Raw genomic sequence first — 12537 nt, forward strand, 5'->3', positions numbered from 1 at the left:
AGATGTTTTTGGTTAAAAGCTAAAAAAATATAGATTAAATAGTTATCTCTCTTACATATTAAAGGTTAAATTTAGTTGTAAATGGTCTGTTTAAGTAATTATAACCCAACTAAAAAATATAATTTTCTTAAGTTTTACTTAACATTAGTTCGTTTAACGAAATGTGGTTGTGAATTTTTACTCAGATACGTATAGGGTTGATTATATGTTACTAAATTCGTAATATGTTGAAAACTATTGTCATAATTCGTATTAGAAGGTTAAAATATAACAAATAAAAAAGAGTGATTTATAATTACTCAAGAGGAGAAAATGTGAAAAAGAATTTATTATTTTTCATTGTTGCTTTAATGACAGTTGTTAGTTCTTTTGCTAGTAATAATGCAGAAGAAGGGAACATGAAAGAACCTGTTGTTTTTAGACTTATTAATGGAGGTGAACCTGCTTCTTTAGACCCTGCTATGATACAAGGTGTTCCAGAGAACAGAATTTATCAATCATTATTTGAAGGATTAGTTGCTTATGATTACGAAACAGCAAGAGCTATTCCTGGTGTTGCTCAGTCTTGGACTGTAAGTGATGATAATACTGTTTATACATTTAAATTAAGACAAACATCATGGAATGACGGTGTTGCAATTACAGCACAAACTTTCGTTGATTCATGGTTAAGAGAGTTAGATCCAAATACTGCTGCTCCATACGCATGGTTCCCATCAATGTTTGTAAAGGGTGCTGCAGAATATAATGCTGGTACTGCTGGAGCTGAGGCTGTTGGTGTTAAAGCTATTGATGATTATACATTAGAAGTTACTTTAGTTGGTCCACTACCATATGCATTAGATGCTTTTGCTCACTACTCATTTGGAATTGCTCCATTACATACTATTGCAGAACACGGTGATTCATGGACAAATGTAGATAAAATCGTAACTAACGGACCATACAAATTAAAAGAGTGGGTTCCTCAAGATAAATTAGTTGTAGAAAAAGATCCAAAATATTGGGACGCTAAAAATGTTAAAGTTGATCAATTTGTATACCTACCTGTAGAAGATAACAATACTGGTTATTCTATGTTCTTAAACGGTGAGGTTGACTGGATGACAACTGTACCTACAGATAGAATGAAAGAAGGTTTATTAAGAGATGATGTTATTGTTTCACCAAACCTAGCTACTTACTACTATGTAATTAACAATAAAGTAGAGCCTTTAACAGATGTTAGAGTAAGAAAAGCCTTATCAATGTCTATTAATAGAACAGAGTTAACTGAGAGAATTGGTCAAGCTGGTCAAATTCCTTCAGCAGCTATGGTTCCTACAATGGAAGGTTACCCAGCACTTGAAGGTAATACTTTTAACGTAGCAGAAGCTAAAAAACTTTTAGCAGAAGCTGGTTACCCTAACGGTGAAGGTTTCCCTGTATTACCTATTTTATATAACACTTCTGAAGGTCATAAAAAAATGGCTGAGTTTATTCAGGCACAGTGGAAAGAGAATCTTGGTATAGATGTAACTTTAGAGAATCAAGAGTGGAAAACATTCTTATCTTCAAAAAACCAACACGACTATTCAATTGCTAGATCTGGTTGGGGTGGAGATTATCAAGATCCTAATACTTTCTTAGATATGTTTGTAACTGGAGCTGCTATGAATGATATGCAGTATGAAAATCCTGAGTATGATGCACTAATTGAAAAAGCTGCAACTATGAAAGCAGGAGCTGCAAGGTTCGAAGCTTTAAGAGAAGCAGAATCTATGTTAGTTGAGAGAGATCAAGCTCTTATTCCGTTATATACTTATGTAAAAGTTAACTGTATTGACTTAAATAAATGGGGTGGTTGGGCTCCAAACGTTTTAGATTTACACCCACCAAGACAAATCTACAAAAAATAATTCATCAAAATATGATAAAGAGTCGCTATATAGCGACTCTTTATTGACTATTTATAAAAGTACATCAAAAATAAACTTAAAAAAAACCAGCAATTTTGCTGTTTATATATTACAATAAATTTTTAAGAGGGGTATATGATAAAATACATACTTAAGAGATTCCTTGGTATGATACCAACCATGTTTGCTATTATTACTATTGGATTTTTTCTAATTCGACTTGCACCAGGTGGACCATTTGATCAGGAGAAAAAAGTTCCAGAGCAAGTGATGAGAAATATAGAGGCTAAATATAATTTAGATAAGCCACTATATCAGCAATATTTAATGTATATGGGTAGTGTTTTAAGGGGTGACTTAGGACCTTCTTATAAATACACTGATAATGATGTTAATTTTTATATTTCTAATAGTTTACCTAACTCAATGTTATTAGGGTCAATATCCCTATTAGTGGCAATAATATTAGGTGTTCTTGTTGGAATATCTTCCGCTATAAATCAGAATAGTTGGATTGATTATACAGGTATGAGTATAGCAGTTATAGGTATATCTGTTCCAACATTTGTTGTCGGTCCTGTTTTAATGTATTTTTTAGCCCTTAAATGGCAGTTGCTACCAACATCTGGTTGGATTTCATCTAGTAACGGTTTAAAGACATTAATAATGCCGGTTATTACACTATCATTCCCTTATTTTGCAACAATTGCACGTCTTTCTAGAGCTAGTGTTTTAGAAGTTTTAAGAAGTTCTTATATAAGAACAGCCTACGCAAAGGGTTTAAGAAGCTCGGTTGTTATTTTTAAGCACGTTTTAAAAGGTGCAATGTTACCTATAGTTAGTTATTTAGGGCCAGCTTTTGCTGGAATTATAACTGGTTCTATTGTTATTGAGACAATTTTTAGGGTACCAGGACTTGGTAAATTTTTCGTTCAATCAGCACTAAATAGGGATTATACCCTTATAATGGGAGTTTTAATTGTCTATTCATTAATTCTTATTATTATGAACTTTGTTGTTGATGTTGTTTATGCCTTCTTAGATCCTAGGATCAGCTACAGGTAATTTTTAATTAATTGGAGAAATTATGGGGAATCCCGAAAATAGTATAACAAAAAATGTAAATGAGTTTAATCAGGTTGTAAAAGGAACGAGCCTAACTCAGGATGCAATTAAAAGATTAAAAAAGAATAAAATGGCAGTAACTGGGTTATGGGTTATTGTAGCTTATATTATTGTTTCAATATCAGCACCTATTTTACCTATTTATTCATATAGAAAGCAGATTATTGAGCACCAATATCTACCACCATCATTTAGACCAGCAGGGGAACTTCTTCTTGAAAAAGAAGAGACTTATATGTGGAAAGTTGCTAAGAAGTTAGGGAAGGATACTCTTTCTGAATCAGATATTGCAAAACTAGATGATATTAAAAGAAGAATAAAAACTGAGACACAAATTATTGATGGTGAAGAAGTTTTAATTCACCAAAGAGTCTATCTTTTAGGTACTGATGATTTAGGGCGAGATATGTTATCTAGAATTATCTATGGAGGTCAGATATCTATTGCAGTTGGTATTATTGCAACAATTATATCTATTTTAATAGGTATGTTCTTTGGTTCAATTGCAGGATACGCTGGTGGTAGAACAGATTATATAATTATGAGAGTTGTAGATGTTATGTATGGACTTCCATATATGTTCTTAGTTATAATTTTTCAATCACTGTTCGGAGGAAGTATTATTAACTTCTTTATAGCTTTAGCAGTAGTATCATGGTTAACAACTGCAAGGGTTGTTCGTGGTCAGGTAATGTCACTTAAGAACTCTGTCTTTGTAGAGGCTGCAAGATCCATGGGTGCTAGTTCTGCTAGAATTATAGCAAAACACTTATTACCAAACAGTTTAGGTATTATAATTGTTTATGCAACTTTACAAGTTCCAAGTTTTATAATGATGGAGTCATTCTTATCATTTCTTGGTTTAGGTATTTCTGCACCATATGCTTCTTGGGGTTCTTTGATTAAAGATGGTATTGATGGTATGACACTTTATCCATGGAGACTGTTTTTCCCTGCATTAGCAATGACAATATTTCTATTTGCAATGAACTTTTTTGGTGATGGACTAAGAGACGCTTTCGATCCCCAAAGTAAAAATAAATAAGGAACTTTTATGAGTAATAATGACGTGATATTAGAGGTGAAAAACCTACACACATATTTTAATACTGATGCAGGTGTTGTAAAAGCTGTTAACGGTGTTAATTATAATCTAAATAAGGGTGAAGTATTAGGGATTGTTGGAGAGTCTGGTTCTGGTAAGTCAGTAACAAGTCTCTCTATTATGAGCCTGATACCATCTCCTCCTGGAAAAATAGTTGACGGAGAAGTACTTTTTAATGGAAAAAATCTTCTAAAAATGTCAGATAGAGAGCTAAGGTCTATACGTGGTGATAAAATTGCCATGATTTTCCAAGATCCAATGACATCTCTTAATCCATTTTTAAGAATATCAACACAACTTATGGAAACTATTGAGTTACATCAGAAACTAAATAAAGAAGATGCAAGAGCAAAAGCTATTGAGATGTTAACCCTTGTTGGGATACCTTCTCCTGAGCAAAGAATAAATAACTACCCTCATCAATTTTCAGGTGGTATGAGACAGCGGGTTATGATAGCTATGGCTTTAAGTTGTAATCCTGAGGTATTAATTGCTGATGAACCAACAACAGCTTTAGATGTTACAATTCAAGCTCAAATTCTAGATCTAATTAAAGATCTATCAAAGAGATTAAATACGGCTGTCATAATGATAACCCACGATTTAGGTGTTGTTGCTGGTATGTGCGATTCTGTTTGTGTAATGTATGCTGGTAAGGTAGTTGAAAAAGCTTCCAATGATGATATATTTAATAATCCAAAACACCCATATACTGAGGGACTTATTAAATCAGTTCCTAGACTTGATAAAGCAACATCTCAAAAATTATACTCAATTGAGGGACAACCACCAAATGTTATTGACCTTCCTGAATGTTGTCCGTTCCATCCTAGATGTGATAAGGCGATGGATAAGTGTAGAAATACATATCCTCCAGAAGTTAATTATGAAAATGGAAGACAGGTTCGATGCTGGCTTTATGAGGGGGACAAGTAATGGAAAAGATTTTAGAAGTAAAAGGCTTAAAGCAACACTTTCCTATTAAAGGCTCCAAAAGAGTTATTAGAGCCGTTGATGGAATTGATTTTGATCTTTATGCAGGTGAAACATTAGGTTTAGTTGGTGAATCAGGTTGTGGTAAATCTACAACTTTAAGAGCTATCGATCAACTATATATTCCTACTGAAGGGGTTGTTAATTTTGAAGGTGTTGACCTTGCATCACTTTCAAAAAAAGATCTAATAACAGCAAGACAAAATATGCAAATGGTTTTTCAGGACCCATATGACTCTTTAAATCCAAGAATGACTGTTTCTCAAATAATTTCAGAACCTCTAGAAATCTACAATAGTAGAGGGATTATAAAGTTAAGTAAAAAAGAGATTGCTGATAGGGTAGAGGAATTAATGGAAACTGTTGGGCTATCTAAATTTTTCAAAAATAGATACCCCCATGAGTTTTCTGGTGGTCAAAAACAGAGAATCGGTATTGCAAGAGCTTTAGCTCTAAATCCTAAGGTTCTACTTTTAGATGAGCCTGTAAGTGCCCTTGATGTATCTATCCAAGCTCAGATTTTAAACTTATTAGTTGATCTTCAACGTAAGCTCGGTTTATCTTACCTTTTTATTGCCCATGATTTAGCTGTAATTGAGTATATTAGTGATAGAGTAGCGGTTATGTATCTAGGAACTATGGTTGAGATTTCACCATCTGCTGAGCTATATGAAAAACCTCTCCATCCATATACAAAAGCTTTACTTTCAGCTGTTCCTATTCCGGATCCTGAAATAGAGAAGAGTAGAGAAAGAATTATTCTTGAGGGAGATGTACCTTCCCCAGATGTAGAGAGAGTAGGGTGTTATTTTTATGATAGATGTCCAAAGAAAATGGATAAGTGTAAAAATAATATTCCTAAACTAACTAGTGTAGACGGAAGTGAACACAAGGTTGCATGTTTCTTATATGAATAAAAAAAAGAGCACAATAAGTGCTCTTTTTTTTATCTTTCAACTTTTTTTTGGGTAATACTCTCAATCTCATCTAACATTAGAGTTATATAATCTTTTTTCCTTGCAGTTGTTGTAATTAGTGTAATATCTTTGCCATTAGTAAAATGTATCTTAATGGATAAGTACTTTTTTTCAAAAATAGAACTCTTACTATTTGTCATATTTGTAGGGTTTTTCCCCTTAGTAAATTCTACTAATTCAATTAGCTCTATATTTTCAAATTTTTGTGTTTTTGTCTTATATATAAAACCAATACCAACTTTACTTATTATTAAGCCACTATTTTTATCAAAAACCCAAGATTCTCTATATGTCAAGGATATAAAAGATAGGATAAATATTGAGATTGAAAAAATTGATGCTCCATATAGGACAATACTTAAAAAAAGTATTACTGTTATTAGTGAGAAAACTATATAAAAGGATCTAGGTAAGCGTATTATAGTCTTCTCTAAATCACTTTTTTTTGATAATACAACATCGAAATCAAACATAAACTACTTCACCTCTAAAACTTTATTAGAGTTAAAAATAATAAGATCTTCTTCATTCTCTTTATCCCCAAGGTAGCAATATAGGTAATCATCAACAATCTCTTCTACTACTAGGACTATATCCTCTATTTGACCATCATACTCGATTTCGATTTTTACTCTCGACTTCTCTTTGATTTTATCTGATAAGTTAACTTTACTATCTACTATTTTAATATCGTTTTTATTTAAAGTTATTTTACTCTTTAACTCTTCATCATCAGTAGTAAAAAGCATTACCTCAAATAGCCATTCGTATGCTAAAGATACTTTTTCTTCACATTTTTTTTGTTTTTTTAGTTCTTCATAATCGTCAAAAGCATTATTAAGTTGTAATGATATATAATCCTGTATATCATCACTTTCAAAATGGGTTGTATACGACTCATCACTGGAAAAAATATCATCAATCTCCTCCGAAAGGGCCTCTATGTTATCACCTAATATATTATAAGATGAAACAATGTCATTTCCGTACTCTTTATTGCTTTTATGTCCATCAATTAATGTCTTGTAATTTTTTATTGAATCAATTGAAATCTCTAATAGGCTTTTTATACTCATCCCTTTTCCTTTAAAATAATATCAAAGTTTAGCAGTCTCTTATCTAGTACTCCACTAACTAATTTATCATCTTCTTTTTGTGTACTAATTGGAGATATATACGTCTCTCTCCATTTAAAATAATTTACACTTCTAATAAAATCGTTACATTCAAGTATGATTTTATTTTCGTCGCTTTCAGTTATTATACATTTATTTGTTGATGAAAAAATATCAATAAACTCTTTTGTTTCACTATTTATACTATTTTTGTAATATATATGTGTATAATTCAGATTTAAATAGCTTTTAATTAAATTATTTGTCCAGTATTCAACATTATTTACACTCTCTGGCATATCAATAATTGCAAAGATATTAGGCTCAACTATTTTGGTATTTAAATCTTTTGGGTTATAAAGGACATTATATAATTGATTATTAAGTAACAATTTTGGATTACTACAAATTACACACTCAATATTTAGCTCTAATAATTGATCAACCTCCAGACTATTTTTAACTCTAGGAATAAAGAAAAATCCGTTATGTTTAAGTTCTTTAATAAGTTCAATGTTAAATTTATCTAAAATGAAAAACTGAGCACCATTACCAGCAGCTTTATATGCCATTTCTATAGATGTTACTCCTTCTACAGCTATAAAAAGGTCCTCTTTAAAGGCTATTTCTTTTAAGATATCGTCCCAATTTTCCATTGTATTAGAATTTATTACACATAGTGGTAAGTTTGCTCTTTTTAGGGATTTTACTATATCTAGAGCTCTATCTTGATCTAGAATATTAAATCTAATCATTAGCCCAAAATCTCTGCATTTTCTAAAAATTTTATTCATGACTTCATATTATATGAATCTATTAAAAAAGAAAACTCTTTACAAAATTAGATCTTAATATATATAATGTTCTTATATATAGAAACGTTAAGGAGTAGATATGTCAGTTAAAAAGTTTGATCCAATGCCTACAAAGGATGGGTATTTTGGAGAGTATGGAGGATCTTTTATACCTCCCCAACTTGAGAGTGTTTTGAATGAAATTACTTATGAATATGAGAAAATAAGAAATGATGAAAACTTTATTAAAGAGTTATCAGATTTATATAAACACTATGTAGGACGACCATCTCCAATATTTTTTGCTAAGAGAATAAGTAATATGGTAGGGGGTGCAGATATCTACTTAAAAAGAGAAGACCTTAATCATACAGGTGCACATAAGATAAACCACTGTTTAGGGGAGGCTCTTTTAGCAAAAAAAATGGGAAAAACAAAGCTAATAGCAGAAACTGGAGCAGGACAACATGGGGTAGCTTTAGCAACTGCAGCGGCTCTTGTTGGATTAGAGTGTGATATCTTTATGGGTGAAGTTGATATTAATAAAGAACATCCAAACGTGGTTAGAATGAAAATTTTAGGTGCAAAAGTAATTCCTGTTTCCCACGGAAGGCAAACACTAAAGGAAGCAGTTGATAGTGCATTTGAAGCATACTTAAAAGACCCTGTAAACCAGTTCTATGCTATTGGGTCTGTTGTAGGACCCCACCCATTTCCAATGATGGTTAGGGATTTTCAACAAATAGTAGGAGAGGAAGCAAAAAAACAGTTTATGGAGATGACAGGGAAACATCCTGATAATCTTGTTGCCTGTGTTGGTGGTGGTTCAAACGCTATTGGTCTTTTTACACCTTTTTTAGAGGAAGAGGATGTTAATATCTATGGAGTTGAGCCTGCAGGTCGAGGTTTTAAAGATGGGGATCATGCAGCAACTTTAACCCTTGGGAAACCTGGAATTATTCATGGATTTAAGTGTTATTTATTACAGGATGAGAATGGAGATCCAGGAAAAGTCTATTCTGTAGCAAGTGGTTTAGATTATCCTGGTGTTGGTCCTCAACACTCATATCTAAAGGATATTAATAGAGTTAATTATGATTATATAAATGATGATGAAGCGATAGATGCATTTTTTACCCTATCAAGATTAGAGGGAATTATTCCTGCTATAGAGTCCTCCCACGCTGTAGCTTATGCAATTAAATTGGCAAAAAAAGAGGGTAAGGGAAAAAGTATTTTAATTAACTTGTCTGGTAGAGGTGATAAGGATATTGATTTTGTAGTCGAAAACTTCGGTGACAAATACATTTGATCAAAATTGTATTTGCCGTACATTTGATCAAAATTGTATTTGCCGTACATTTGATCAAAATTGTATTTGCCGTACATTTGATCAAAATTGTATTTGCCGTACATTTGATCAAAATTTTATCTGTGCATAAAAAAAGCCTGTTTAAAAACAGGCTTTTTTGGTTCAAATTAAATGCAAGTACCATTTGGAATTATTGCATTTTTAGGAATAACAATAATTCCATCTTTAATAAAATAGTTTTCGTGTTCCTGGTCTCCTCTATCTAAGGAGTCAACACCAATTCTACAACCACTACCAATTCTTGCATTAGCATCGATAATTGCCTTTTTAATAACAGTACCAGCACCAATTCCTATATTAGGAATATTGTTCTTTTCATTTTCCTGCTTTTGCTCCATTGTCTCATAACTATCAGCACCCATACAGTAGACACCTTCTAAGCTTGCACCAGTCTCTATAAGAGTTCTAATGCCTATTATAGAGTTACTGATAAAAGCATTACTAATTATAGAACCATCAGTTGATAATGAATTTGAAATAGTACAAGAATTAAGTTTTGATGGAGCAAGGTCTCTTCTTCTTGTATAAATCTGATACTCTTCATCATACAGGTTAAACTGTGGGAAAGGACTTGCAAGATTGATATTTGCATCATAAAAAGACTTAATTGTTCCTATATCTTCCCAATAACCATAATAAATATATGAATTAACCTTCAACTCTTTAATTGAGGTAGGAATTACTTCTTTCCCAAAATCTGTAAAGTCATTATCTAATGCCTTATGCATTGCATCTGCATTAAAAATATATATTCCCATTGATGCTATGTAGTTTTTCTCTTCATTTATTGCACTCTCAGATAGGAGCTCTTGGGGAGCTTTTAGATGATCTATGTTTTTCTCAAAACCAGGCTTCTCTTCAAAATCTTTAATTGTACCATCATTACTTAACTTAAGAATTCCTAAATCATTTGCATCATGTCTGTTTACAGGTGTTGACGCAATAGATATATCAGCTCCACTTTTTATATGCTCATTTAAGAATGCCTTTAGATCCATTCTATAAAGTTGGTCTCCGGATAATATCATATAATATTTTGCATTCTGAGTTTTAAAGTGAGCTAAATTTTTTCTAACCGCATCTGCAGTACCATTATACCAGTCTGAATGGGAAAAAGTTTGTTCTGCAGCTAATATTTCAACAAATCCCTTAGTAAATGAATCAAATTGATAAGTCGAATTTAAATGCATATGTAATGATGCTGAATTGAATTGGGTTAATATATAGATCTTTCTAAAATTTGAGTTGATACAATTTGATATAGGAATATCAACTAATCTATATTTTCCACCAAAGGGTACAGCAGGTTTACTTCTCTCTTTAGTTAGGGGGTAGAGTCTAGTTCCTTTCCCCCCTCCTAATACTATACTTACTACTTCATTTGACATTAAAACTCCTTTTTATACTAATTAAATTATAGTATATAAAATTTAATGTTAAAAGTAATTTTATTTAGTTTTTCTTGTGTTGTAATAAAATTCCATACTATCAACTAATGCTTGCCATGAAGCCTCAATTATATTTTCAGAAACACCTACTGTTTCCCAGTCAATCTCTCCATCTGTAGAGGATATAAAAACACGTACCTTAGCCTTTGTTGCATTTTCTGGATTTAAGACTCTAACCTTATAATCACTTAGAGTCATCTCATCTAAAAAGGGGTGATAAACGGTAAGGGCATCTCTTATAGCTGCATCTAGTGTTCCAACTGGTCCAACCCCAACACCTGCACCCATATACTCTTTCCCTTCGGATTTAAGGAATATTCTTCCAACAGTTTTAGAGTCAACACCCCAAGTTTTATAGGTCTCAAGATGATAATTATTAAGTTCAAAAAGAGGTCTATATCTACCTAATGCTTTTAGCATTAATAACTCAAAAGAGGCTTCTGCTGACTCATATTCAAAGCCTTCACCCTCCTTCTCTTTTAGAGTATTAAATAGAGCAATTACCTCTTTTGACTCTTTTGTGTAATCTCCGAATTTATTCATTTTTTCAATAATTGTAGATTTTCCAGCTAACTCAGAGAGTAGAATTTGCCTCTCATTCCCAACTTTATCTCCTGAAATGTGTTCCATAAGGTGGGGAGCTTTTACAATAACATCAGCGTGCTGACCAGCTTTATGACCAAATGCTGCAGTTCCTACATAGGGTTGATTTTTTTCAGGTATTATATTTGCTTTATCTGCTATATATCTAGATAGATGAGTTAATTTATTCATCTTGTTACTCATGGTTAAATCATAATCTAACTTAATAGCTAGATTTGGTATTATTGTACATAAATTGGCATTACCACATCTCTCTCCCCAGCCATTAATAGTTCCTTGAACATGGGAAGCCCCTGCTTCTACTGAGAGAATAGAGTTTGCAACAGCACAACCTGTATCATTATGAAAATGTACACCAATTTGGGCAAGTCTCTCTTTAGGCAATTCAGATATGATCTTTGTAACTTCGTTTGGAAGTGTCCCTCCGTTGGTATCACAAAGAACTAAACTAGAAGCCCCAGCTGAGGTGGCTAATTCAAGAATCTCTAAGGATTGTTTAGGGTGTTCTTTGTATCCATCAAAAAAATGTTCTAGGTCAAAAATAACTTCACGACCCTCTCTAACTAGTAGTTTTATAGAGTCTTCAATCATCTTCATATTTTCTAAAGTTGTAGTTTTAATAACCTTGGTTATATGTTGAATCCAAGCTTTTCCTACAATTACAACACTTGGGGATTCAGCATTAATAAGTGCTAATAAATTTTCATCTTCTGTAGCTTTTCTCCCTGGTTTTCTTGTGGAGCCAAAAGCTGTAATTTTTGCGTTTTTAAATTTCTCCTTTGCAGTTATTTTAAAAAAGTCTGCTTCTCTTCTACTTGCTAGGGGAAATCCTCCTTCAATATAATCAATACCTGCTTCATCTAAAGCGTGGGCTATCTCAATCTTGTCGTTTAGAGTAAAGTTTATTCCAACGCCTTGAGTTCCATCCCTTAAAGTGGTATCAAATATAGATATTTTTTTCATATAATTACTCCTAATTTACTTTAGATATAATAATATAATTCAAATAAATATAAAAGATATAAGATATAGACAAAAAATTGAGTTATTTTCCGCTTTTTCTCTTTATTTAAGATCCTAAATAATATATTATACATGACAGTCGTT

The 12537-nt window shown here is 32.2% G+C and carries 11 protein-coding genes; 6 read left to right on the plus strand and 5 right to left on the minus strand.

The genetic code is table 11. From position 1 onward, the window contains the following. Nucleotides 1-314: 314 nt before the first annotated feature. The 5 genes from EW093_RS16365 to EW093_RS16385 all read left to right on the plus strand — a co-directional run bounded on the left by EW093_RS16365 (nt 315) and on the right by EW093_RS16385 (nt 6038). The gene (locus EW093_RS16365; protein ID WP_246745052.1) at nt 315-1898 is read left to right on the plus strand and encodes a peptide ABC transporter substrate-binding protein; all 1584 of its coding nucleotides are present in this window, start codon (nt 315-317) and stop codon (nt 1896-1898) included. A 135-nt stretch (nt 1899-2033) separates the two neighbouring features. Then, nucleotides 2034-2963, plus strand: a complete 930-nt coding sequence (locus EW093_RS16370; protein WP_149569426.1) for an ABC transporter permease — start codon at nt 2034-2036, stop codon at nt 2961-2963. Nucleotides 2964-2985: 22 nt separating this feature from the next. Then, nucleotides 2986-4068 (plus strand): ABC transporter permease, encoded by a 1083-nt coding sequence (locus EW093_RS16375; RefSeq protein WP_149569427.1) that lies wholly within the window; start codon nt 2986-2988, stop codon nt 4066-4068. Between the two features lie 9 nt (nt 4069-4077). Further along, on the plus strand, nt 4078-5064 hold the full coding sequence (locus EW093_RS16380; RefSeq protein ID WP_149569428.1) for an ABC transporter ATP-binding protein: 987 nt from the start codon (nt 4078-4080) through the stop codon (nt 5062-5064). After that, nucleotides 5064-6038 (plus strand): ABC transporter ATP-binding protein, encoded by a 975-nt coding sequence (locus EW093_RS16385; protein WP_149569429.1) that lies wholly within the window; start codon nt 5064-5066, stop codon nt 6036-6038. Before EW093_RS16380 ends, EW093_RS16385 begins: the two co-directional genes overlap by 1 nt. Before the next feature lie 29 nt (nt 6039-6067). Here the strand turns inward: EW093_RS16385 and EW093_RS16390 are convergent, their stop codons facing one another. The 3 genes from EW093_RS16390 to EW093_RS16400 are packed head-to-tail and all read right to left on the minus strand — an operon-like array spanning nt 6068 to nt 8007. Beyond that, nucleotides 6068-6571, minus strand: a complete 504-nt coding sequence (locus EW093_RS16390) for a hypothetical protein (protein ID WP_149569430.1) — start codon at nt 6569-6571, stop codon at nt 6068-6070. 3 nt (nt 6572-6574) lie between these two features. Continuing rightward, complete coding sequence (locus tag EW093_RS16395) at nt 6575-7174, minus strand: hypothetical protein (protein WP_149569431.1); 600 nt, start codon at nt 7172-7174, stop codon at nt 6575-6577. Further along, a complete protein-coding gene (locus EW093_RS16400; RefSeq protein ID WP_149569432.1) occupies nt 7171-8007 on the minus strand; it encodes a beta/alpha barrel domain-containing protein in 837 nt (278 codons plus the stop codon). Before EW093_RS16400 ends, EW093_RS16395 begins: the two co-directional genes overlap by 4 nt. Before the next feature lie 100 nt (nt 8008-8107). Here EW093_RS16400 and trpB point away from each other — a divergent pair, with 100 nt between their 5' ends. After that, nucleotides 8108-9319, plus strand: a complete 1212-nt coding sequence (gene trpB, locus EW093_RS16405; RefSeq protein ID WP_149569433.1) for a tryptophan synthase subunit beta — start codon at nt 8108-8110, stop codon at nt 9317-9319. 167 nt (nt 9320-9486) lie between these two features. On the opposite strand, the gene EW093_RS16410 is transcribed toward trpB, so the two are convergent. Both EW093_RS16410 and cimA read right to left on the minus strand, forming a co-directional pair. Beyond that, nucleotides 9487-10767, minus strand: coding sequence for a glucose-1-phosphate adenylyltransferase (locus tag EW093_RS16410; protein ID WP_149569434.1), 1281 nt, complete (start codon nt 10765-10767; stop codon nt 9487-9489). A gap of 60 nt (nt 10768-10827) precedes the next feature. Continuing rightward, complete coding sequence (gene cimA, locus EW093_RS16415; RefSeq protein WP_149569435.1) at nt 10828-12393, minus strand: citramalate synthase; 1566 nt, start codon at nt 12391-12393, stop codon at nt 10828-10830. Nucleotides 12394-12537 lie beyond the last annotated feature (144 nt).

The organism is Thiospirochaeta perfilievii (assembly GCF_008329945.1).
GTDB lineage: Bacteria > Spirochaetota > Spirochaetia > DSM-2461 > DSM-2461 > Thiospirochaeta > Thiospirochaeta perfilievii.

Bases quoted from the DNA above. Each gene is read 5' to 3' on its own strand.
- EW093_RS16370 (WP_149569426.1), top strand. From the start codon at position 2,034: ATGATAAAATACATACTTAAGAGATTCCTTGGTATGATACCAACCATG.
- EW093_RS16375 (WP_149569427.1), top strand. From the start codon at position 2,986: ATGGGGAATCCCGAAAATAGTATAACAAAAAATGTAAATGAGTTTAAT.
- EW093_RS16380 (WP_149569428.1), top strand. From the start codon at position 4,078: ATGAGTAATAATGACGTGATATTAGAGGTGAAAAACCTACACACATAT.
- EW093_RS16385 (WP_149569429.1), top strand. From the start codon at position 5,064: ATGGAAAAGATTTTAGAAGTAAAAGGCTTAAAGCAACACTTTCCTATT.
- EW093_RS16390 (WP_149569430.1), bottom strand. From the start codon at position 6,571: ATGTTTGATTTCGATGTTGTATTATCAAAAAAAAGTGATTTAGAGAAG.
- EW093_RS16395 (WP_149569431.1), bottom strand. From the start codon at position 7,174: ATGAGTATAAAAAGCCTATTAGAGATTTCAATTGATTCAATAAAAAAT.
- EW093_RS16400 (WP_149569432.1), bottom strand. From the start codon at position 8,007: ATGAATAAAATTTTTAGAAAATGCAGAGATTTTGGGCTAATGATTAGA.
- trpB (WP_149569433.1), top strand. From the start codon at position 8,108: ATGTCAGTTAAAAAGTTTGATCCAATGCCTACAAAGGATGGGTATTTT.
- EW093_RS16410 (WP_149569434.1), bottom strand. From the start codon at position 10,767: ATGTCAAATGAAGTAGTAAGTATAGTATTAGGAGGGGGGAAAGGAACT.
- cimA (WP_149569435.1), bottom strand. From the start codon at position 12,393: ATGAAAAAAATATCTATATTTGATACCACTTTAAGGGATGGAACTCAA.